At 67.1% G+C, this 22325-nt stretch carries 23 protein-coding genes; 11 read left to right on the top strand and 12 right to left on the bottom strand.

Annotated elements, in window-relative coordinates:
* Positions 1-8 precede the first annotated feature (8 nt).
* The 5 genes from HAV18_RS22245 to HAV18_RS22225 all read left to right on the top strand — a co-directional run bounded on the left by HAV18_RS22245 (position 9) and on the right by HAV18_RS22225 (position 4006).
* On the top strand, positions 9-800 hold the full coding sequence (locus HAV18_RS22245; RefSeq protein WP_166959922.1) for an aspartate/glutamate racemase family protein: 792 nt from the start codon (positions 9-11) through the stop codon (positions 798-800).
* Between the two features lie 149 nt (positions 801-949).
* Positions 950-1903: an allantoinase PuuE gene (puuE, locus tag HAV18_RS22240; protein WP_166959919.1), complete on the top strand. Its 954-nt coding sequence runs from the start codon at positions 950-952 to the stop codon at positions 1901-1903.
* Complete coding sequence (gene uraD / locus HAV18_RS22235; RefSeq protein WP_166959916.1) at positions 1900-2421, top strand: 2-oxo-4-hydroxy-4-carboxy-5-ureidoimidazoline decarboxylase; 522 nt, start codon at positions 1900-1902, stop codon at positions 2419-2421. Before puuE ends, uraD begins: the two co-directional genes overlap by 4 nt.
* Before the next feature lie 62 nt (positions 2422-2483).
* On the top strand, positions 2484-3497 hold the full coding sequence (alc, locus tag HAV18_RS22230; protein ID WP_166959913.1) for an allantoicase: 1014 nt from the start codon (positions 2484-2486) through the stop codon (positions 3495-3497).
* Positions 3494-4006 (top strand): ureidoglycolate lyase, encoded by a 513-nt coding sequence (locus HAV18_RS22225; protein ID WP_166959910.1) that lies wholly within the window; start codon positions 3494-3496, stop codon positions 4004-4006. The genes alc and HAV18_RS22225 overlap by 4 nt, the downstream gene beginning before the upstream one ends.
* Before the next feature lie 81 nt (positions 4007-4087).
* Here HAV18_RS22225 and HAV18_RS22220 read toward each other — a convergent pair whose 3' ends face one another.
* A complete protein-coding gene (locus HAV18_RS22220) occupies positions 4088-5053 on the bottom strand; it encodes a LysR family transcriptional regulator (RefSeq protein ID WP_166959907.1) in 966 nt (321 codons plus the stop codon).
* 153 nt (positions 5054-5206) lie between these two features.
* Here HAV18_RS22220 and HAV18_RS22215 point away from each other — a divergent pair, with 153 nt between their 5' ends.
* A complete protein-coding gene (locus tag HAV18_RS22215) occupies positions 5207-5611 on the top strand; it encodes a RidA family protein (protein ID WP_166959904.1) in 405 nt (134 codons plus the stop codon).
* 26 nt (positions 5612-5637) lie between these two features.
* Here HAV18_RS22215 and HAV18_RS22210 read toward each other — a convergent pair whose 3' ends face one another.
* Positions 5638-6453 carry an aminotransferase class IV family protein gene (locus HAV18_RS22210; protein WP_166959901.1) on the bottom strand — a complete coding sequence of 272 codons (816 nt, stop codon included), beginning with the start codon at positions 6451-6453 and terminating at the stop codon, positions 5638-5640.
* A 134-nt stretch (positions 6454-6587) separates the two neighbouring features.
* On the opposite strand from HAV18_RS22210, the gene HAV18_RS22205 reads away from it, so the two are divergent.
* Together HAV18_RS22205 and HAV18_RS22200 are read left to right on the top strand one after the other, a co-directional pair.
* Positions 6588-7508 carry a LysR substrate-binding domain-containing protein gene (locus HAV18_RS22205; RefSeq protein WP_166959898.1) on the top strand — a complete coding sequence of 307 codons (921 nt, stop codon included), beginning with the start codon at positions 6588-6590 and terminating at the stop codon, positions 7506-7508.
* A gap of 72 nt (positions 7509-7580) precedes the next feature.
* The gene (locus HAV18_RS22200) at positions 7581-7991 is read left to right on the top strand and encodes an ACT domain-containing protein (protein WP_166959896.1); all 411 of its coding nucleotides are present in this window, start codon (positions 7581-7583) and stop codon (positions 7989-7991) included.
* Positions 7992-8091: 100 nt separating this feature from the next.
* Here the strand turns inward: HAV18_RS22200 and HAV18_RS22195 are convergent, their stop codons facing one another.
* Both HAV18_RS22195 and uraH read right to left on the bottom strand, forming a co-directional pair.
* Complete coding sequence (locus HAV18_RS22195; RefSeq protein WP_166959893.1) at positions 8092-9285, bottom strand: urate hydroxylase PuuD; 1194 nt, start codon at positions 9283-9285, stop codon at positions 8092-8094.
* A 52-nt stretch (positions 9286-9337) separates the two neighbouring features.
* Complete coding sequence (gene uraH, locus HAV18_RS22190) at positions 9338-9691, bottom strand: hydroxyisourate hydrolase (RefSeq protein WP_166959890.1); 354 nt, start codon at positions 9689-9691, stop codon at positions 9338-9340.
* Positions 9692-10203: 512 nt separating this feature from the next.
* On the opposite strand from uraH, the gene HAV18_RS22185 reads away from it, so the two are divergent.
* Entirely contained in the window at positions 10204-11616 is a 1413-nt protein-coding gene (locus tag HAV18_RS22185; protein ID WP_166959887.1) for an 8-oxoguanine deaminase, read from the top strand.
* A 142-nt stretch (positions 11617-11758) separates the two neighbouring features.
* Here HAV18_RS22185 and HAV18_RS22180 read toward each other — a convergent pair whose 3' ends face one another.
* Together HAV18_RS22180 and HAV18_RS22175 are read right to left on the bottom strand one after the other, a co-directional pair.
* The gene (locus tag HAV18_RS22180; protein WP_006490213.1) at positions 11759-12688 is read right to left on the bottom strand and encodes a LysR substrate-binding domain-containing protein; all 930 of its coding nucleotides are present in this window, start codon (positions 12686-12688) and stop codon (positions 11759-11761) included.
* A gap of 220 nt (positions 12689-12908) precedes the next feature.
* Positions 12909-13118, bottom strand: coding sequence for a dodecin (locus HAV18_RS22175; RefSeq protein ID WP_006493215.1), 210 nt, complete (start codon positions 13116-13118; stop codon positions 12909-12911).
* Between the two features lie 135 nt (positions 13119-13253).
* On the opposite strand from HAV18_RS22175, the gene HAV18_RS22170 reads away from it, so the two are divergent.
* Complete coding sequence (locus tag HAV18_RS22170; protein ID WP_166959884.1) at positions 13254-14147, top strand: NAD(P)-dependent oxidoreductase; 894 nt, start codon at positions 13254-13256, stop codon at positions 14145-14147.
* A 66-nt stretch (positions 14148-14213) separates the two neighbouring features.
* Here HAV18_RS22170 and HAV18_RS22165 read toward each other — a convergent pair whose 3' ends face one another.
* The 4 genes from HAV18_RS22165 to HAV18_RS22150 form a co-directional block, all read right to left on the bottom strand.
* Positions 14214-14660 (bottom strand): hypothetical protein, encoded by a 447-nt coding sequence (locus HAV18_RS22165; RefSeq protein ID WP_027784713.1) that lies wholly within the window; start codon positions 14658-14660, stop codon positions 14214-14216.
* A 333-nt stretch (positions 14661-14993) separates the two neighbouring features.
* Positions 14994-15425 carry a large conductance mechanosensitive channel protein MscL gene (gene mscL, locus HAV18_RS22160; RefSeq protein WP_039342842.1) on the bottom strand — a complete coding sequence of 144 codons (432 nt, stop codon included), beginning with the start codon at positions 15423-15425 and terminating at the stop codon, positions 14994-14996.
* Between the two features lie 243 nt (positions 15426-15668).
* Entirely contained in the window at positions 15669-16835 is a 1167-nt protein-coding gene (locus HAV18_RS22155) for a tetratricopeptide repeat protein (RefSeq protein ID WP_166959881.1), read from the bottom strand.
* Between the two features lie 90 nt (positions 16836-16925).
* A complete protein-coding gene (locus HAV18_RS22150; protein ID WP_059687356.1) occupies positions 16926-17606 on the bottom strand; it encodes a PspA/IM30 family protein in 681 nt (226 codons plus the stop codon).
* 443 nt (positions 17607-18049) lie between these two features.
* Between HAV18_RS22150 and HAV18_RS22145 the strand changes: the two genes are divergently transcribed.
* Positions 18050-20566, top strand: a complete 2517-nt coding sequence (locus HAV18_RS22145) for a penicillin-binding protein 1A (RefSeq protein ID WP_166959878.1) — start codon at positions 18050-18052, stop codon at positions 20564-20566.
* Positions 20567-20648: 82 nt separating this feature from the next.
* Here HAV18_RS22145 and HAV18_RS22140 read toward each other — a convergent pair whose 3' ends face one another.
* Positions 20649-21068 carry a DUF3574 domain-containing protein gene (locus HAV18_RS22140; protein WP_243771757.1) on the bottom strand — a complete coding sequence of 140 codons (420 nt, stop codon included), beginning with the start codon at positions 21066-21068 and terminating at the stop codon, positions 20649-20651.
* 196 nt (positions 21069-21264) lie between these two features.
* Positions 21265-22284: a threonine/serine dehydratase gene (locus HAV18_RS22135; RefSeq protein ID WP_166959872.1), complete on the bottom strand. Its 1020-nt coding sequence runs from the start codon at positions 22282-22284 to the stop codon at positions 21265-21267.
* Between the last annotated feature and the right edge of the window lie 41 nt (positions 22285-22325).

The following is a 22325-nucleotide window of genomic DNA, read 5'->3' as shown; positions in this document are numbered from 1 at the left end:
AGCGTGCGATGAAGATCCGACTGATCAATCCCAATACGACGCAGCGGATGACCGATGCGATGGGTCGCTGCGCGCGCGAGGTCGCGGCCGCCGGCACGGAGATCGTGGCGGTGAGCCCGCCGATGGGACCGCCGTCGATCGAAGGGTATTACGACGAGGCGCTCGCGACGCCGGGGCTGCTTGCCGAGATCGCGCAGGGCGAGCGCGACGGCTGCGACGCATACGTGATCGCGTGCTTCGGCGATCCGGGCCTTTATGCGGCGCGCGAGCTCGCGCGCGGGCCGGTGATCGGCATTGCCGAGGCCGCGATGCATGCGGCGAGCGTGCTCGCGCCGGGCTTCTCGGTCGTCACGACGCTCGCGCGCACCTGCGGGATGGCCTGGCACCTCGCGGAGCGCTACGGGATGAAGCGGTTCTGCCGCAACGTGCGCGCGACCGACGTCGCCGTGCTCGAACTCGACCGGCCGGGCCCGGCCGCGCGCCGGATCATCGTCGACGAATGCCGGCGCGCGCTCGACGAGGACGGCGCCGACGCGATCGTGCTGGGTTGTGCAGGGATGGCCGAGTTCACGCACGAGATCGAGCAGCAGATCGGCGCGCCGGTGGTCGAAGGCGTCACGGCGGCCGTCAAGTGGGCCGAGGCGCTCGTCGCGCTGCGCCTCGCGACAGCGAAGCGCGGCGACTACGCGCGGCCGCTGCCGAAGCGCTACGACGGCGCGTTCGCCCGCTTCAGCCCGCCGGACGGGGATGAGGCAGAATCGGTCCCGAATTTGCCGCAACCGCACATACACACCGTCTGACACGCACTATCTGCGTCGCTGTATGGGCGCGTATGGGCGTTTTCGCTACACTGGGCCGTCATCGCATCGGCTTGCGCGGCCGGCCTCCGGCACCCGCGCGGTCGATGCGAACCCATTATTTCAGCGAGCTTTCGTCGCACTTCGAACCCATGTCACTCGATCCCAACTATCCTCGCGACCTGATCGGCTACGGCCGCCATCCCGTTCAGGCGAACTGGCCGGGGCGCGCCCGCGTCGCCGTGCAATTCGTGCTGAACTACGAGGAGGGCGGCGAGAACTGCGTGCTGCACGGCGATCCGGGCTCCGAGCAGTTCCTGTCCGAAATCGTCGGTGCGGCCGCGTATCCCGACCGCCACATGAGCATGGAGTCGATCTACGAATACGGTTCGCGGGCCGGCGTATGGCGCATCCTGCGCGAATTCGAGAAGCGCGGGATGCCGCTGACGGTATTCGGCGTCGGCATGGCGATCGAACGCCACCCGGACCTCGCGCGCGCGTTCGTCGAGCTGGGCCATGAAATCGCGTGCCACGGCTGGCGCTGGATCCACTACCAGAGCATGTCGCCGGAACTCGAGGCCGAGCACATGCGCCTCGGGATGGAAGCGATCGAGCGCGTGACGGGCGAGCGCCCGCTCGGCTGGTACACCGGCCGCGACAGTCCCAATACGCACCGCCTCGTCGCGGAATACGGCGGTTTCCTGTACGACTCCGACAACTACGGTGACGACCTGCCGTTCTGGATGGACGTCGCAGTGTCGGGCGGCAAGACGTCGCCGCAGCTGATCGTGCCGTACACGCTCGACACGAACGACATGCGCTTCGCGACGCCGCAGGGCTTCAACACCGGCGATCACTTCTTCGACTACCTGCGCGACGCATTCGACGTGCTGTACGCGGAGGGCGACGAAGCGCCGAAGATGCTGTCGATCGGCATGCACTGCCGGTTGCTCGGCCGGCCGGGCCGGTTCCGCGGGCTGCAGCGTTTCCTCGATCACATCGAGAAGCACGATCGCGTATGGGTGACGCGCCGTGTCGATATCGCGCGTCACTGGCGTGAACATCATCCGTATCAGCCCAATCATCAGAACGAAGGGAAAGCATGAAGGCGATGCGCTACACGTTGAATCAACTGAATACGATGGCGCCGAGCGCATTTGTCGCGGCGCTGTCGGGGATCTTCGAACATTCGCCGTGGGTGGCCGAGGTCGCTGCGGGCAAGCGCCCGTTCGCGAGCATCGACGCGTTGCACGAGACGATGTCGGGTGCAGTGGAAACGGGCGGCGAAGTGCGCCAGCTCGCGCTGATCAACGCTCACCCGGAGCTGGCCGGCAAGGCCGCCGTGCGCGGCGAGCTGACGGCCGAGTCGACGCGCGAGCAGAGCGGCGCGGGCCTCGACCAGTGCACGCAGGAAGAATTCGACAAGCTGCTGACGCTGAACCGCACGTATCGCGAGAAGTTCGGCTTCCCGTTCATCCTCGCGGTGCGCGGTTATGACCGGCACGGCATCATCGCGAACTTCGAGTCGCGCGTGAATCATTCGCGCACCGAGGAACTGCGCGCGAGCCTCGACCAGATCTACCGGATCGCACGCTTCCGCCTCGACGACCTGATCGACGCCTGACACCGCAATACGGCCTGCTGCGTCGCAGCGGCCTGATCGCCTCACTGAAACAAGGAAACATCATGGCTGTTCCGCTTCTCGATCCCAACGCACCCGACTTCACGCGGCGCTACGTGAACCTTGCCGACCCGCGTCTCGGTGCGCAGGCGCTCGAAGCCAGCGACGATTTCTTCGCGCCGAAGGACCGGATGCTGAACCCCGAGCCGGCCGTCTTCATCCCCGGCAAGTACGACGACCACGGCAAGTGGATGGACGGCTGGGAAACGCGCCGCAAGCGCACGACGGGCTACGACTGGTGCATCGTCAAGCTCGCGCGCCCGGGCGTGATCAAGGGCTTCGACATCGACACGAGCCACTTCACCGGCAACTTCCCGCCGGCCGCGTCGATCGAGGCCGCGTTCGTGGCCGACGGTGCGCCGACGCATGCGACCGAGTGGGTCGAGATCGTGCCGTCGACGACGCTGCAGGGCAACAGCCATCACTATGTCGAAGCGAGTGACGCGCGTGCCTTCACGCACCTGCGTGTGAACATCTACCCGGACGGCGGCATTGCACGCCTGCGCGTGTACGGCCAGCCGCAGCTCGACTGGGCCGGCGCGAGCGCGTCCGAGCAGTTCGATCTCGCGGCGATGGAAAACGGCGGTTACGTGGTGGCCGCGAACAACCAGCACTTCGGCGTCGCGTCGAACCTGCTGCTGCCGGGCCGCGGCGTGAACATGGGCGACGGCTGGGAAACCCGCCGCCGCCGCGAACCGGGCAACGACTGGGCGATCATCGCGCTCGCGCAGCCGGGCGTGATCCGCAAGATCGAAGTCGATACCGCGTTCTTCAAGGGCAATTACCCGGATCGCTGCTCGATCCAGGCCGCGTACGTGTCGGGCGGCACGGACAGCTCGCTGATCACGCAGTCGATGTTCTGGCCCGAGCTGCTCGGCGAACAGAAGCTGCAGATGGACAAGCAGCACTACTTCGAACAAGGCATCGCGTCGCTCGGCCCCGTCACGCACGTGCGACTGAACATCATTCCGGACGGCGGCGTATCGCGCCTGCGCTTGTGGGGGACGCTCGACAAATGAAGACGCTTGCCATCGAACCGCTGACCAAGGAAGCGTTCGCGCCGTTCGGCGACGTGATCGAAACGGAAGGGGCGAAGCAGATCCCGATCAACCTCGGCACCACGATCCGCTTTCACGATCTCGCGAAAGTCGACGTGACCGATGAAGACGGCCGCACGCTCGTCAACCTGTTCCGCGGCCAGCCGCGAACGCTGCCGTTCGAAGTGAAGATGCTGGAGCGGCACCCGCTCGGCAGCCAGGCCTTCGTGCCGCTGAACGACCAGCCGTATCTCGTCGTCGTGGCACCCGCGGGCGATCTCGATCCGGCAAAGATCCGCGCGTTCGTGACGAGCGGGTGGCAGGGCGTCAATTACGCGAAGGGCGTGTGGCATCACCCGCTGATCGCGCTCGGTGGCGTCAGCGACTTCATCGTCGTCGACCGCGGCGGCGACGGCCTGAACCTGAACGAGCAGGACCTGCAGGAATCGCTGTGGCTCACCGACGAGGCGCTGACCGCGCTGACGGCCTGAGTCACCGGAGTTTCAGCCAGCGTCTGTCGAAACCCGCGCATGATGCGCGGGTTTTTTTATGCGCGGACCGCTCCGCGCGCTTCAGGTCGCCGCGGTTTTGCGCGCGCTGCGCGAACCGTGGCCGCCGCGGCGCCGGTTCGCGACCGGCGCATGCTGCGCCATCAGCTCGGCGACCCAGTCGATGAAGACGCGCAGCTTCGCGCTGACGTGCCGGTTCGGCGGGAACGCGACGTACATCGGCATCGGTTCGAGCTGCCATCGTTCGAACAGCGGCACCAGTTCGCCGCGTGCGCGATACGCGGCGGCCATGTAGTCGGGCAGCCACAGAATGCCCAGCCCGGCGAGGCCGGCCTCGAGGTACGCATTGCCGTCGTCGACCGCCAGCACGTAGCGCCCGCGCACGGTGATCTGCTCGCCGTCGCATGCCATCGCAAACGGCAACGCCTTGCCGGTGCGCGCCCACAGGAACCCGACGATCCGGTGATGGGTGTCCTCCAGCTCGTCCGGACGCGCCGGCGTGCCGGCGCGTGCGAGATAGGCCGGCGACGCGTACACGCCGAGCCGCAGGTCGCCGACCTGCCGCGCGACCAGCGAGCGGTCGGTCGGTTCGCCGCCGCGCACGACGCAGTCGACGTTCTCGCCGATCACGTCCACCACGCGGTCGCTCACGCCCATGTCGAGCTGGATGTCCGGATAGCGCGCATGGAACGCGGGCAGCGCGGGGATCAGGATCAGGCGCGCGAACGGGCTCGGCACGTCCACGCGCAGCCGCCCGCGGGGCGATGCGGATGCAACTGACAGGCTCGTTTCGGCGTCGTCCATGTCGGCCAGCAGCCGCACCACGCGGTCGTAGTACGCGGCGCCGTCGGCCGTGACGACGACCTTGCGCGTCGTGCGGTTGAACAGCTTCACGCGCAGCCGCGCTTCCAGTTGCTGCACCAGTTGCGTGACGGTGGTGCGGCTCATGTGCAGCGTGTCGGCGGCCTTCGTGAAGCTGCCGGCTTCCACCACGCGGGCGAACGCCTGCATTGCGTCGAATCGATCCATGGGGTCAGGGCTCCGCGTCGGTCGGACATTGTTTGGAGAGCGCAAACAGTGTTGGACAAGGTTGCCGGTTTATCCGCCGCGCAACGGTCCATAAAGTGCTTTCCATCGTTGATACAGGGGCGGTTTTGCCCCGCAAACTGATGGAGGTGTTGAATGGCAAAGCGTAGCGTAGTTTTTCCGCCCGGTCGCCAGGCGCTGTATGACCGCAACCGCTATTCGCCGGCAGTGCGCTCGAACGGTTTCCTGTTCGTGTCCGGGCAGGTCGGCAGCCGCGAGGACGGCTCGCCCGAGCCGGAACTGGGCGCGCAGGTCCGCCGCGCGTTCGACAACCTGAATGCGGTGCTGCGCGCGGCCGGCTGCACGTTCGACGACGTCGTCGACGTGACGGTGTTCCTCGTCGATCCCGAAGCGACGTTCGAGCGGATCTGGGAGATCGTCCCTGAATACTGGGGCGACGCACCGCATCCGACGTTGACCGCCGTCGGCGTGACCTGGCTGTACGGCTTCCAGTTCGAGATCAAGGCGATCGCGCGGCTGCCGGAGGCGGTCGACGGGTGAGCCGTGCCCGACACGGGGCCCGCGCGTCACGGCGCGACGGGCACCTCCTGTTCATGCGCGCGATGCAGCAGGGCCACGAATGACGACGAGTCCGGCAGCGAGGCCGTGCCGAACCGGCGCACGGCGATTCCCGGCGTCCACGAATTCATCACGACGGCGCCGGCCATCGACGGCAGGTCGGCCGGCGTCAGTTCGCGATCGTGCTGCGCGACGCCCAGGCGCGCCAGTTGCCGGCGCGCGATGCGCATCGTGACGCCGCCGAGCATGCCCGCCACCGGCCACACGACCGCGTCGCCGATCCAGAACGCCAGATTCCAGATCGAGCCTTCGCTGATGCGCCCGTGGCGATCGACGAATGCCGCATCGTCGAAACCCTGCGCGATCGCGCGGCGCAAGAAGTGCGTCTTTGCGACTTCGCCGACGTGCTTGATGTCGGGCAGCACGCGCTCGTGTTCGAACAGCGCGAGATCGAGCGGGCCGACCGGCCCCGATGACGGCGCCGCGGTGCGGACCAGCACGTCGAGCGCTTCGTCGTCGCGCGGCGCGACGAATTCACCCGTGGTCGCATGCACGGTCGCCGTCAGCGACAGCGCCGACGGCGCGCGATCGAGCGCGGTGCGCAGGAGCGCGCGAATCCGGTCGTCGGGCAGCGCCTGGCCGAACAGCGCGTTCGACGCATCGCGTAGCCGCGTGAGATGCAGGTCGAGGCCGCGCACGCGGCCGTCGCGCACCTGCATCGCGGTGAAATGCGCATGGCCCGCGAACGCGAGCGCGGCGAGTGCGTCCGCGGTGGCGGCTACGCCGTTGAGCTGGACGACGGAAGGGAACGGGGTAACGGTCATCGGCGGATCTCCGGGTTCGGTCGCGAGCGCGGGGCGGCTCGCAGTACCTTCAAGAAAACCTATTGTTTGCGGATTGATGACGTCTTGAAAAACGAGTAGTTTTGGAACGGTCATCAAATCCGGTTTGAAGATCGATGGAACGCATGTGGCCCGGTACGCGCGCGCTGAGGACGTTCGATGCGGCGGCGCGGCACCTGAATTTCTCGCGGGCGGCCGACGAGGTCGGGCTGACGCCGGCGGCCGTCAGTCACCAGATCAAGGAGATCGAGGCGCAACTCGCCATGGACCTGTTCGTGCGCACGAGCCGCAGCATCCGGCTGACGCCGGCCGGTGTCGTGCTGGCTGCCGCGGCCGCCGATGCGCTGGCGGGCCTGCAGCGCGCGACGGCTCGGGCCCGGCGCATCGCGCGGGAGCAGACGGAGTTGCGCGTGTCGCTCGGCGCGCGTTTTGCGACGCACTGGCTGCTGCCGCGCCTGCCGCGTTTCAGGGCCGCGCATCCGGCGTTAGAGCTGACATTCGACATCACCGACCGGTTGCGCGATTTCGACGACGACGACGTCGATGTCGCGATCCGCTTCGGCACCGGGCGCTATCGCGACACGTGCGCTCGGCGCCTGTTCGATACGTCGGTCGTCGCGGTCTGCAGCCCGGCCTTGCTGTCGGCCGGGCCGCCGTTGCGCAAGCCGCGCGATCTGCTGCGCCACACGCTCTGCCACGTTGACTGCGAAGTCGATGGCGTCACGTGGCCGCGGTGGTCGGCGTGGATGACCGCGGCCGGCGTCGACGGTTTCGACGACAGCCGGTGTGTGTCGTTTCCGGATTCGAGCCACGTCGTGCAGGCCGTGACGGACGGCACGGCGGTCGGTCTTGCGGAGCCGCACATGATCGCGCGCGATCTCGCGGAAGGGCGCGTCGTGCAGCTGTTCGACGTGAACGTCGAGGTGGCACCGGGCCTTGCGTATCACGTCGTGTATCCGGAGCGCACGCAGGACGATCCGCGCATCGTCGCATTGCGCGACTGGCTCGCGGACGAAGTCGCGACGATGCGTGCGTAGCGGCGGCGCCGGCGCATGCTATCGTGCCCGCATCTCCACCGCACGATGCCCGGTTCCGGGCGTGTTCTTCCGATGAGCCAACCTGAAAACGACCTCGCGATCCTGCTGAGCACGATGCAGCCCGAACTGCACCCGGGCGCGTTCGCCTTCGTCTCGCTGCCGATCGATGCAGACGTATCGTTATCCGAAGCAATCGCGACGTTCCGCGAAGCGGAGGGATTGACGGTCGTCGTCGACGAGCAGACGGCAGCACGTCGCGGCTGGCCCGTGTTGTTCCGTGCCGCCTGGATCACGCTGACCGTGCATTCCGACCTGGCGGCCGTCGGCCTCACGGCGGCGTTCGCGCGGGCACTCGGCGCGGCCGGCATCAGCTGCAATGTGATGGCGGCCGCGTACCACGATCACATCTTCGTGCCGTTCGACGACGGCCCGCGCGCACTCGATGCGCTCGTCGCGCTCCAGCGCGACGCGATGCGCGGCTGACGCGCGAAGGGCATTCGGGGCACGCAAAAAAAACGGGCCCGTCACCGGGCCCGCGAACGGAGAGGATTGCGCCAGGCATTCGCACCCGGCGCACGGCGGCTTACTTGTTCGCGCCACCCTCGAACCAGGCGGCGAGCTTCATCCGCTCGTCGTCGGTCATGTGCGTGACGTTGCCGATCGGCATCGCCTTCAGGCGCACGGCCTGTTCGTAGATACGCTGCGCGTTCTTCGACACTTCGTCCGGCGTGTCGAACATCACGCCCGCGGGGGCGCTGCCCATCAGCGTCGGCTTCGACGAGTGGCACTCGACGCAGCGTTGCTGCAGGACCGGCATGATGTCGTTGATCACGATCTTCGGTGCGTTGGCCGCTTGCGCTTCCGGCGCGACCGGCTTCGGCATCGTCCACACCAGCGCGCCCGACAGCAGTGCGACGCCACCGATCGGCAGGTACCACAGCTGCTTGCCGCGGTGACGCATCACGAAGAACTGGCGGATCAGCGCGCCGGCCAGCATGATCATCACGAGCACGACCCAGTTGAACTTGTTCGTGTAGGTCATCGCATAGTGGTTCGACAGCATCGCGAACACGACCGGCAGCGTGAAGTACGTGTTGTGCACCGAGCGCTGCTTGCCGCGCTTGCCGTAGATCGGGTTCGGTTCTTCGCCCTTGAGCATCTTGTCGACCATCTTGCGCTGGCCGGGGATGATCACGAAGAACACGTTCGCGGACATGATCGTCGCGAGCATCGCGCCGACGATCAGGTAGGCGGCACGGCCCGAGAAAATATGGCAGGCGAGGTACGCCGCGACGACGACGTAGATGCCGACGCAGATGCCGAGCACGCGATCGTTGGTGCCGAGGACGCGGCACAGCGAGTCGTAGACGATCCAGCCGGCCGCGAGGAAGCCGAGTGCCGAAGCGACGGCGACCACCGGGCCCATGTCGAGCACGCTCTTGTCGATCAGGTAGGTGTTCGGCGCGAGCAGGTAGAGCACGAAGAACAGCGAGAAGCCCGACAGCCAGGTCGTGTACGACGGCCACTTCGACCAGTGCAGGTCATCCGGCATTTCCGGCGGGGCGACCGTGTACTTCTGCATGTTGTAGAAACCGCCGCCGTGGACGTGCCACAGCTCGCCGAACACACCGCGCTTGCGCTGGTTCGGATCGGTCGGCGGTTTCAGGCTGTTGTCGAGCGCGACGAAATAGAACGACTCGCCGATCCACGCAATGGCGACGATGACGTGCAGCCATCGCAGCGCGAGGTTCAGCCAGTCGGTGATGAAGCCTTCCATGAAACTCCTCCAGACTCAAATCGTTTGTTTGATGTGGGCGCTGATTCGAATGTCAGCTGCCGCGATAGGTGCTGTACGACCACGGCGACACCAGCAGCGGCACGTGGTAGTGCGAGGCGGTGTCGGCGATGCCGAAGCGGAGTACGACGCGGTCGACGAAACGGGGTTCGGGCACCTTCACGCCGATCGACGCGAAGTAGTCGCCGGCATGGAACACGAGTTCGTATTCGCCGGCGGCGAGCGCGGCGCCTTCGAGCAGGGGTTCGTCGCAGCGGCCGTCGCTATTGGTCAGCACGGTCTTGATCGCGCGGCGCGATTCGCCGTCCAGCGCGTAGAGGTCGACCTTGATTGCGGCGCCGGGACGACCGTGCGCCGTATCGAGTACGTGGGTAGTGAGCTTTCCCATTCGCAATTGTCCTTGTGTGAATGCGAGGTTCGGCGGCGACTCGATCCATTGACTGTGCGGCGGATCGAGGCTCCACGTCACGTGGCTACATACCCGTCGGCGAGATTGAAGCGAGCGCCGTGCAGGCATTGTAAAAAGGTTCCCCGCGCAAATACGGGCGCGATATCAAAGATAATGCGCCGCGCATGAGCGGCTGTCGACGGCCCGCCGGATACGGCTTTGAGCGTACGTTTCGGGTGCCTCGCGGGCCTGCGCGCGGCGTACCATATCGAAACCGTGAAACGCGGTATTCCGGATCGCGCATTGTGTGCGGCGCGCGCTTGGGCGATCCTCCCGCCGTGCGCGTCGGCCTGTGGCCCGCGCGTACCCCGAAGACGGCGAGCACGCCGGGTAACCGGGCCAGGGCGTTCGAACGGACGCAGGCACCGGAGCGTGCCGCGATTCAGCGTTCGAACGGCTGTGTGACCGCCTCCAGGATTCAGACCCTGGGGGCAGACCGACGCGGAGAACGCATGAACCCCGAGCAGCACGCTGGCGCACGCGCGCCGAACCCTTCCTCATCCCGCCCGAAAACCCTGCTGGTCAAGCACGCCGACGTGCTCGTGACCATGGACGACACGCGCCGCGAATTGCGCGACGCGGGGCTCTACATCGAAGACAACCGGATCGTCGCGGTCGGCCCGACCGCCGAGCTGCCCGACACGGCCGACGAAGTGCTCGACCTGCGCGGCCATCTCGTGATCCCGGGGCTCGTGAACACGCACCATCACATGTACCAGAGCCTCACGCGCGCGGTGCCCGCGGCGCAGAACGCCGAACTGTTCGGCTGGCTCACGAACCTGTACCGGATCTGGGCGCACCTGACGCCCGAGATGATCGAGGTGTCGACGCTCACAGCGATGGCCGAACTGCTGCAGTCGGGCTGCACGACGTCGAGCGACCACCTGTACATCTACCCGAACGGCAGCCGCCTCGACGACAGCATCGGCGCCGCGCAGCGGATCGGCATGCGCTTTCACGCGAGCCGCGGCTCGATGAGCGTCGGCCAGCGCGATGGCGGGCTGCCGCCCGACTCGGTCGTCGAGCGCGAGCCCGAGATCCTGCGCGACACGCAGCGCCTGATCGAGACCTATCACGACGAAGGCCGTTACGCGATGCTGCGCGTGGTCGTCGCGCCATGCTCGCCGTTCTCGGTGAGCCGCGAGCTGATGCGCGACGCGGCCGTGCTCGCGCGCGAATACGGCGTGTCGCTGCACACGCACCTCGCGGAGAACGTCAACGACATCGCGTACAGCCGCGAGAAGTTCGGGATGACGCCCGCCGAATATGCGGAAGATCTCGGCTGGGTCGGCCACGACGTGTGGCATGCGCACTGCGTGCAGCTCGACGATGCGGGCATCGGCCTGTTCGCGCGCACCGGCACGGGCGTTGCGCACTGTCCGTGCTCGAACATGCGGCTCGCGTCGGGCATCGCGCCGGTGAAGAAGATGCGTCTCGCGGGCGTGCCGGTCGGCCTGGGCGTCGACGGCTCGGCATCGAACGACGGCGCGCAGATGGTCGCGGAAGTGCGGCAGGCGCTGCTGCTGCAACGGGTCGGTTTCGGGCCCGATGCGATGACCGCGCGCGAAGCGCTCGAGATCGCGACGCTCGGCGGCGCGAAGGTGCTGAACCGCGACGATATCGGCGCGCTGAAGCCCGGCATGGCCGCCGACTTCGCCGCGTTCGACCTGCGCCAGCCGCTGTTCGCGGGTGCGCTGCACGATCCGGTCGCGGCGCTCGTGTTCTGCGCGCCGTCGCAGACGGCGTACACGGTGGTGAACGGGAAGGTGGTGGTGCGGGAAGGGCGGCTGGCCACGCTCGATCTGCCGCCTGTCATCGCGCGTCATAACGCGCTCGCGCAGTCACTCGTGGAGGCGTCGCGCTGACGCGTCGGGGTGGAGAATGCGCCGCGCGCCGCACCGCGGGTGCGCGGCGGCCGAGGCTGCGGCCGGGATACGTCACACCGGGCCACACGAGGCCACGCCAGCCACCCCGCAACGGCGTGGCCGGCGCGCGCGTCGTGCGCGCTTACGGCTCGATCAGCGTGCGGGTGGCTTCGGCGACGAGGCTGCGCAGCCAGCGCACTTCGTCGGAGTAGTGGCAGCGCTCGTGCCACAGCTGGTAGTACTGCATCGGCGGGAAGTCGAGCGGCGCCGGCACGACCGACAGCGGCAGGAACTTCGCGTAGTGATCGGCGAACAGGCGCGTCGTCGTGAAGATCAGGTCGGACTTCACGAGCACGTACGGCGCAAGGTTGAAATACGGCAGCGTGACGACCACGTGACGCTTGAGCCGTTCGCGCGCGAGATGCACGTCGATCGCGCCGCGCTGGCCGACCGAGTACGGCGTCGGCGCGAGATGCGGCGCGTTCAGGTACTGGTCGAGCGTGAGCCCGCCGCGTTTTGCGAACGGGTGCGTGTTGCTCATCAGGCAGACGATTTCGTCGACGAACAGGTTTGACAGGTGCAGCTGCTCGGGCGGTTCGGGCCAGTTGCCGACGACGATGTCGAGCTTGCCGTCTTCCAGCGCGAGCTCGTAGTCGAACGCGGGGCCGAGCGAATGAAACTCGAGCGTCGCATTCGGCGCGGCCTGGCGGAAGCGCTCGACGACGGTCGGCACGAACAGCACGTTCAGGTAGTCGGGGCAGCCGATCCGGTAGCAGCGGATCGACGTGGCCGGGTCGAAGTTGTGCTGCTGGAACTTGATCCGCTCGATTTCACGCAGTGCGTTCTGCACGGGCTCGAGCAGGCGCAGCCCGTATTCGGTCGGCACCATGCCGGATTTGCCGCGCACCAGCAGCGGATCGCCGGTGATGTCGCGCAGGCGTCGCAGCGCGGCACTGATCGCCGGTTGCGACTGGTTCAGTTTGACGGCCGCGCGCGTGACGCTGCGCTCCATCAACAAGGTGTGCAAGACGCGCAAGAGGTACGTGTCGATCGCCTCGCGTTGCTGACTCATGATATCTCCGGTTTATATGGCTGGGCTGATCGAGGGGTAGGTGGGGTATATCGTTTTTAATATGAAGCGCGGCCAGCGTCAAGAGATGGATACCCGCAGGCGTCCGCCGGCCGGGCCGTGACAAGGGGCTCGAACGGGGGCGATGAGAAGCGCGTGGCGCCGCGCGGACACGCATTGAGCGGATCCGGATCGCGGCGCGGCGTGGGATGCGACGGGCGCGTCAGTCGTCGATGCGCATGCCGACCTTCAGCGTCACCTGCCAGTGAACGACCTGGTCGCCTTCGATGTGGCCGCGCGTTTCGGTCACCTGGAACCAGTGCAGGTTGTGCAGCGTCTTGCCGGCTTTCGAGATCGCGTTGCGGATGGCGTCGTCGCTCGACTGCCGCGACGAACCGGTCAGCTCGATCATCTTGTACACGTGGTCGCTCATGATGCGCTCCCTGGGATATCGGTTTGGATTGCCGGTGCAAGCCGTGGTCCCGAAGCGGCGCCGCGCGTGCCCGGCTTCTTGAGTGATAGGTATGATGGGCGGCAAGTTCAACCCATATCGGAGACGAGGAACATCGTGGAAGTCGGATTTTGCGGACCGGGATTGATGGGCGCGCCGATGATTCGGCATTTGCTGGCGGCCGGGCATCGGGTCAGCGTGTGGAATCGCTCGCGCGACAAGGCCGAGGCGCTCGTGAAGGACGGCGCGCAAGTGGCCGGCACGCCGCGCGAACTGGCGGAGCGCGTCGATACGGTATTCGTGTGCGTGCTCGACGGCCGCGCGGTGGGCGACGTGGTGTTCGGCGAGCACGGGCTGTTGTCCGGCGACGCCGCTGGGCGTCGCCTGCAACGCATCGTCGATCATTCGAGCATCCCGCCTGCCGCGACGCGTGATTACGCGGCGCGCGCGGCCGCACTCGGCGTCGGCTGGATCGATGCGCCGGTATCGGGCGGCGTGCCCGGCGCGCAGGCCGGCACGCTCGCGGTGATGGCCGGCGGCCACGCGGCCGATCTCGACACGGTGCGGCCGCTGATCGACACGTACGCGTCGCGCATCACGCACATGGGCGACGCGGGCGCGGGGCAGACGGCGAAGCTGTGCAACCAGGCGATCGTCACCGCGACGGTGACCGCGATTGCCGAGGCCGTCGGTCTCGCGCAGGCGAGCGGCATCGATGCCGCCCGCCTGGCCGAAGCACTGGCCGGCGGCTGGGCCGATTCGGTGCTGCTGCAGACGTTCGTGCCGCGCATGACGTCGGGTGGTCACGCACCGATCGGTGCGCTCAGCACGTTTCAGAAGGACGTCGATGCGATCGCCGACGCGGCGCGCGACACGGGCGCGGTGATGCCTGTATCGGCTACCGTGCAGCAGGTGCTGCGCTTGGGCGCCGCGCAAGGGCTCGCCGGCGCCGATTTCGCCGCGTTCATCGACATCGTGCGGCCCGGCAACGGGCGTCAGCAGGCGTCGTGACGGGCACGCGGGGCGCGTGAATGGCAGATGGGCCGCCCGGAGGCGGCCCATCGAATGGCAGGCGGATCAGCCGAGAGAGCGGGGTGTCGTGTCGCCGGCGTTCTGGCGGCCGAGCCCGCCGCGCAGGCTCGCTTTCGTGCCTGCACCAAACTCGGGCAGGATGCGCGCACGTGCACGGCTGGCGAACACGAGGAAGCCGAAGCCGTTCGCTTCGTACCAGTACCCGCCGTTCTCGAGGCCATCGAGCGGCTGCTCGAGCGCGTTGGCGATCGATTCGATGCAGCGCTTGCGCAGCTCGGCGATGGCCGGATAGGGCGGCTGGGCGCCGCGCACGCTGCACAGGAGCACGTCGAGACCGGGCAGCACATGCGCGTACAGGACGGGTTCGTCCTGCGCACGGGCGCGGGCAATCTTGGTGTCGAGCTGGGCAAACGGTTTCGAGTGGCGCAATACCGCGAGGAATGACTCCTGGCCATCCTGCTGGGCACGCCGACGTTTTTTCGGGAAGGACATAAACACTCGCCTCAAAAACAATTGCAAGAAATGCGGCACTTTCATGCGACCCACTCCCGGCTATGTACGCCGCATGTCGATCCTTTATAGCACACGAAAATGCTGCCTTCGTGCAGTACGACGATCAATGTCTCCCGTCGACCTGCTCGCCATGATCGACACAGCCAGCGTCTTGGCGCCCGTACTGTCGTTTAGTCTCCATCATAGACCTGCTTTTCCCGCGCGTGCATTCGCCCGTCACAAAAAAGTGAGATGGACCGCATCCGGCGGCGCATCGCGCGCGCAATAAAAAGGCCCGCACGGGGCGGGCCTGGAAGGCGGGGCGCTCGGCGATCAGCGCTGCTTCAGCGAATCGCGGATCTCGCGCAGCAGCACCGTGTCTTCCGGCGTCGCGGCCGGCGCGGCGTCTTCCGGCTTGCGCAGCTTGTTGATGAATTTCACCATCAGGAAAATGATGAACGCCAGGATGACGAAATTGATCGCCACGGTGATGAACGAGCCATAGCCGAACGCGGCGACACCCGCGGCCTGCAGGTCCTTGAACGAATCGGGATTACCCTTGAACGTCGGGGGGATGGTGCCGAGCAGAACGAACTTGTTCGAGAAATCCAGACCGCCCGTCAGCACGCCGATGACCGGCATGATGAGGTCTTTCACGACCGAGTCGACGATCTTCGAGAACGCGCCGCCGATGATCACGCCGACGGCGAGATCCATGACGTTGCCCTTGACGGCGAACTCCTTGAATTCCTTGATGATGCTCATGAGCGGCTTTCTCCTGGTGGGGGCGAGGGGAGGCGTGCCGCGACGCGCAGGGATGCAGAGCGTCGAATGAGGGTCGGTGGCACGCCGATGGCCGCATGATAGCGAACGCTCCCCATTGCCGGTAGCCCATCTTGAAATGATTGACAAATCCGCGCGTCGGCGCGGCCGGCCATCCAGGGGAGCGTGGCGTGCGTCGCAGCGCGTCGCGGGTGTGCCGCAGGTGTGTTGACGCGCTGCGTGGCGTCAGGAGTTGTCGTCGGTCCAGCCGTCGTCGTTGCTGCCGAGATCCATGCCGCCACCGCCGCCGTTGCCGTCGCTCCAGTTCGACGCATCGCCGCGGCCGAGGTCGAAACCCGGGTCGTTCTCCTGCCGGCGGCGCTCGCCGTCGACGATCACGTCGCGTTCGACCACGCGCTCGCGGCCGCCCGACATCGCCTCGCCGAGCAATACGCCGGTCAGCAGCCCGCCCATGCCGCCGCCGAAACCGCCGCCGCCTTGCTGGATCACGACGGGCGGTTGCTGTTGCGGGTAGGGTTGCGGCGGATACGGCTGGCCCGGTGCGCCCGTCATGCGATCGGCTTCCTGCGCATACACGGAGCCGCTGCCGTTCGCCGGTGCCGCGGGTTGCGCGGCCGGGTCGGGACGGCCTTCGACGCGTGCCTTCACGCTCGCATGGCGCTGTTCGAGTTCATCGACGCGATACGGCGGTACCGGATTCTTGCCGTTCGACAACGCTTCGACGAGCGTGCGCGCGTCGGTCTCGATCGCTTCGATTTCACCGATGAGCGCCGCGGCGCCGGGCGCCGTCGACAGCTTCGCGTCGAGTTTCAGCGGACGGATGTCGTTCAGCACGTCGGTCGCGCGCTTGAGCTGCGTGCGGCGTTCGTCGTCGGCGCGGCCGTCGTCGGCCGTGCGCGCACGCCGCAGCGTCCAGCGCAGCACCAGCGCGATCACCGCGACGATCAGCCCGAGGACGATCCACATGCCGGTCGACGGGCCGTGTTTTTCGGCCGGCGCGACGGCGGGTGCGAGCGACGATTGCAGCGTGCCGGCCTGCGTGGCCGACGGCGCGTTGCCGCTCACGCGCGCGGCGTCGGCGCGGATGCGCGACTCCGTCTGCGCGAAGTGCGACGCGTCGGTGAACTTCAGTTGCGGATCGAGCGACTTCGCGCGCTGCAGTTGCGCGAGTGCGTCGGATGCGCGGCCCTCGCGGTCCAGCACCTGCGCATACAGGTAGCGCGCGTGCGCGTTGTTCGGATGGGCATCGATGACTTGCGACAGTTGCGTGTCGGCTTGCTGCCAGTTGCGTTGCGCGATCGATTGCTCGACCTGCTGCAGCGACGGGACCGCAAACGCGGCGGACGACAGCAACATCAGCGAGAGGCCGAGTGCGGCGAGAGATTTCTTCATGGTCGAACCGGGCGCAGGCGCCCGTCTCCTGACGATCGGTTCGCGCCGCGCGCCCGGGACGGGCGGCGGCGCGGTTGCCCGCAGTTGCCGTTACTGCGCGGGCGTGTCGAGCTGCTTCTTCAGCGCGGCGAGGCGATCCTCGACCGACGGGCCCTTGTTCAGCGCGGCGAGCTTGTCCTCGAGCGCCTTGCCGCTCGACGTGTCGGCGGAATTGAGGCGTGCGTCCGAGCGTGCGTTCTGCAGCGCGACCTTGTCCTCGAGCTTCTGGAAGTCCTCGGACAGGTTCTTGCCGCCGATGCCGCCCAACGCGCTTGCCGCGACGTCCTTCGCCTGCGCGATTTCCTGCTTGGCCTGCAGGATGTTCGAGCGTGCATTCAGGTCGTTGCGGCGCTGACGCATGTCGGCGATCTGCCCCTTCAGCTTGTCGACGGACGGCTCGAGCGTCGACAACTCGGCCGCGAGCGCGTCACGCTCGGCTTCCGCGTTCGACTGTGCGCCGAGCGCCTCGCGTGCGAGTGCCTCGTCGCCGGCCTGCAGCGCGCGCTTCGCGCCGTCCTCGTACTTCTTCACCTTGTCGTCGGCCGCATCGCGCTTGCTGCGCTGGGTCGCGACCTGTGCCTCGATCTCGATCAGCGAATTCTCGGCACGGCCGATGCTGTCGTCGAGCTCCCGCACGATCTGCCGTGCGTCGCGCGACGGATCCTGTACCGAATCGGCCGCATCGTTCAGCAGGCCTTTGATCGTGCGCGAAACAGAGTCGAAAAGCGACATGAAATCCTCCGTGGTTGAAAGGTGCCACGTGACCGCGGCAGTGCCCGTAGCGAGCCGGTTCCGACCCGCATGAGCCGGCGGATATTACACCACCGGTTCACTTAAATACGGCTTAAACGCGCGAGTTCAAGCGGCTTGCGCATCAGGATGTCGAACCTTTCGCGATTGAAAGAAAATCGGCTGTGCGCGCCATGTTGCGTGTCCATGATAGGCAGAGGATGCCGACAATACGTTCCTCAAATCACGGCATTGAGGGAATTTTTACAAAAAATCGCGAAGGCACCCGGTCGATTTCATTAAAATGCGCTGTCACGTCGCGGGAACGGATCGCCGCGCGGCGGGGTCTGTCGACGTGACAGCCGCATCACGCCTTACCCGCTCTGATTCATTCGCTTGCATTTCCGCATGCGTCCGAGGGTGCCACGTACGCCCGCCATTCCGACATGCCAATTATCAAACGACCGCCTTCTTCTTCCGACAGGAACGAACCCCACTACACGCTGCGCCGTTCACCGTCCGGAGCCTATTACCCCGATGACGACGATCGCGACGACGACCGCCGCACCCAGCGCAGCGGCGGCGGCGGGCGCCGTCGCTCGTTCGGCTCGCGTGTCGTGCTGTGGTTCGCCGGCCTGTTCGTGACGCTGGCGATCGTCGGCGCGCTGATCGTCGGCTACGCGCTCGTCGTGATGGCACCGCAACTGCCGTCGCTCGATGCGCTGACCAACTACCAGCCGAAGGTGCCGCTGCGCGTGTTCACGGCCGATCACGTTTTGATCGGCGAGTTCGGCGAAGAGCGCCGCAGCCTCGTGCGCTTCCAGGACATTCCCGACGTGATGAAGAAGGCCGTGCTCGCGATCGAGGACTACCGCTTCTACGAGCACGGCGGCGTCGACTTCCTCGGCATCCTGCGAGCGGGCGTCGCCGACCTGATGCACGGCGGCGCGCGCCAGGGCGCGAGCACGATCACGATGCAGGTCGCGCGCAACTTCTTCCTGTCGAGCGAAAAGACCTACACGCGCAAGATTTACGAAATGCTGCTCGCGTACAAGATCGAGAGGGCCCTGACGAAGGACCAGATTCTCGAGCTGTACATGAACCAGATCTATCTCGGCCAGCGCTCGTACGGCTTCGCGGCCGCCGCGCGCGTGTACTTCGGCAAGGACCTGAAGGACATCACGCTCGCGGAAGCGGCGATGCTCGCGGGGCTGCCGAAGGCGCCGTCCGCCTATAACCCGGTCGTCAATCCGAAGCGCGCGAAGGTGCGCCAGGAATACATCCTGAAGCGCATGCTCGAGGTCGGCTACATCACGCAGCCGCAGTACGACGAGGCCGTGAAGGAAGAGATCCACGTGCGCACGCCGGGCAACCAGTACGCGGTGCACGGCGAGTACGTCGCCGAGATGGTGCGGCAGATGATGTACCAGCAGTACAAGGACGAAACCTATACGCGCGGGCTGACCGTCACGACGACGATCAACTCGGCCGACCAGGAAGCCGCGTACCAGGCCGTGCGTCGCGGTATTCTCGACTACGAGCGCCGCCACGGCTATCGCGGGCCGGAAGCGTCGATCCAGCTGCCCGCGGCTGGCGACGACCGTGACGAGGCGATCGACGACGCGCTCGCCGATCACCCGGACAACGGCGACCTGCAGTCGGCGGTCGTGCTGTCGGCGTCGCCGAACGCGGTCGAGGTGCAGTTCGTCGGCGGCGCGACCACGACGATCGGCCCGGCCGGGCTGCGCTTCGTGGCGGGCGCGCTCGGGCCCCGCGCGAACGATACGCTGCGCATCAAGCCAGGCTCGGTCGTGCGCGTGCTGAAGGACGGCAAGACGGGCTGGCAGGTCGTGCAGCTGCCGCAGGTCGAAGGCGCGCTTGTCGCGATTGCGCCGCAGGATGGCGCGATCCGCTCGCTCGTCGGCGGCTTCGACTTCAACAAGAGCAAGTTCAACCACGTGACGCAGGCATGGCGGCAGCCGGGCTCGTCGTTCAAGCCGTTCATCTACTCGGCGTCGCTCGACAAGGGCATGGGGCCGGCGACGATGATCAACGACGCGCCGCTGTATTTCCCGCCGAGCGTGCCGGGCGGCACCGCATGGGAGCCGAAGGACGACGACCAGCCGGACGGCCCGATGACGATGCGCACCGGCCTGCAGCGTTCGAAGAACCTCGTGTCGATCCGGATCCTCGCGTCGATCGGCACGCAGTATGCGCAGCAGTACGTGACGCAGCGCTTCGGCTTCGATCCCGCGAAGACGCCGCCTTACCTGCCGATGGCGCTCGGCGCGGGCCTCGTGACGCCGCTGCAGCTCGCGACCGGCTATGCGGTGTTCGCGAACGGCGGCTACAAGGTCGATCCGTACCTGATCGCCGAGGTCGACGACGCACGCGGCCAGCCGCTGCAGAAGTCGCAGCCGGCGCTCGCGGGCAGCACGGCGCCGCGCACGATCGAAGGCCGCAACGCGTACGTGATGAACAGCCTGCTGCATTCGGTCGCGACGGCCGGCACGGGCGCGGGCACCAACGCACTGGGCCGCGGCGACCTGCAGGGCAAGACCGGTACGACGAACGACGCGAAGGACGGCTGGTTCGCCGGCTACCAGCAATCGCTCGTCGCGGTTGCGTGGATGGGCTTCGACCAGCCGAAGAGCCTCGGCAGCCGCGAATTCGGCGCACAGCTCGCGTTGCCGATCTGGGTGAACTACATGCGCACCGCGCTGAACGGCGTGCCCGAGCAGCAGATGCCGATGCCGGACGGCCTGACCTCGCTCGACGGCGAGCTGTACTACGCCGATCGCACGCCGGGCAACGGCTTCGTCGCGAACGTCGACATCAACCCGGCCGAGAACGCGATCAGCGCGAACGACGCACTCGGCTCGGCCGGTGCGGCAGGGCTTGCGCCGCCGCCCGTCACGCCGCAGGAGAAGCAGCAGATCATGGACATGTTCGAGAACAAGTAAGCGGGATACTGCTGTTCATGCATGCGACGGGCGCCTTCAGGCGCCCGTTTTATTTACGGGACCGATAGCGGAAGAGGCGGAATCAGAACGATGCGCAGGCCGGCACGACCGTCATGCCGACCGATTCCTGATGAAACCGCTTCATGTAGGCCTTGCGGATCGCGGCGAGCCGCACGCGCGTGTCGGGCGTATCGTCGGCGACGATACGGATCACGAAGCTGTCTTCGCGCGTGATCCCGCCGCTTGCCCGTTCGCGCCACTGGCCGTGGGTGTCCCAGTAGGTGAGGCCGTCAGGGAAGCGCGGCGTGACTGTGTCGGCGAGGAACGCCGCACGTTCCGCATCGGTGACGGGGCCGCGCCCGGCGATGTCGCGCCCGAATAGCAGGTCGGCCTGCAGCATGCGGTTCTCGCCCGGCTGCGTGCAGGCCGACGCCGCGCCGACGACCGGCGAGGGCTGTGCCGCGCAACCGGCGAGCAGCGCGATCGCGACGCCGCCGATCATGGGCGCCGCGCGGCGCCACCAGGTCGCGGTGCGTGCGGCTGGCGGCCGCAGTTGCCCATTTCGCGTCGATCGACCTTCACGCGCGCAAAACGCTGCGCGCTCAACTACTTGCGTGCTTGTCCTGCGGGTTATCAACAGGGCTGTCAACATAATCTGGGGATAACCCTAGGTTGGTTCGCTGAGGCCCGTCGCGCGGTCAGTGCTGCAGTTTCGCGTGCGCGAGATGCATGCCGAGCGTGCCGGGGTCGGTATTCGTGCCCGACAGCAGCACGCCGACGCGCTTGCCCTGCAGCGTTTCGCGCAGCGGGCCGAGCAGTGCGGCGAGGGCGGCCGCGCACGCCGGTTCGACCGACAGTTTCAGTTGCGAGAACAGGAACAGCATCGCGGCACGCAGCGCGTCGTCGGACACGGTGACGATGCGGTCGACGTGGCGCCGGCACAGCTGGTAGCTGTATTCCTCTGTATGCGGCGCCATCAGCGAATCGGCGATCGTCTGCATCGCGCTCATCTTGATCGTGTGATTCGCCGCGAAGCTGCGGCTCATCGCGTCGGCGCCTTCCGGCTCGACGCCGTATACATGCACGCGCGGATTCGCGAGCCGCAGCGCGGTCGCCATGCCGGCCGCGAGCCCGCCGCCGCCGATCGGCACGATCACCGCGTCGAGGTCGGGGGTCTGCGTCGCCCATTCGTAGCCGAGCGTCGCGGTGCCGAGGATCGTGTGATAGCCGTTGAACGGATGGATGAAGAAGCGGCCTTCCTCGGCCTCGATCCGCCGGACGAGATCGAACGCCTGCGATGCGCTGCCCGCGAGCACGACTTCCGCGCCGTACTGCTTGCACTGCGCGATGCGTGTCGGGCTCGCGGTATGGAACATCACGACCTTCGCGCTGCTGCCGAGCCGCATCGCCGCATACGCGACGGCCGCCGCGTGATTGCCGGCCGACACGCAGGTGACGCCGGCGTTCTTGCGCGCCTCGTCGAGCGCGAGCAGGTGCGTGAATGCGCCGCGCACCTTGAAGCTGCCGCTCACCTGCAGCAACTCGAACTTGAAGTTGACGTGCGTGCCCTCGAGGGACGGCAGGTCGGCGCGCTCGAACACGGGCGTGCGCGCGACCCAGGGCGACAGCGCGAAATGCTGCGCGGCGATGTCGTCGAGCGTCGGGATCGGCTCGCCGTCGATCGTCGTATGGGCGGTGCCGTGTTGTTCAGTCGACATGACGTGGCGGGTGGCGGAGTGGGCCGGCCCGCACACGCGGG

This window comes from Burkholderia sp. D-99, assembly GCF_011605345.1.
In the GTDB taxonomy this organism is placed as follows: domain Bacteria; phylum Pseudomonadota; class Gammaproteobacteria; order Burkholderiales; family Burkholderiaceae; genus Burkholderia.
Note: the sequence above shows the minus strand (reverse complement) of the source record. Positions and strands in the feature narration are given on the sequence as shown.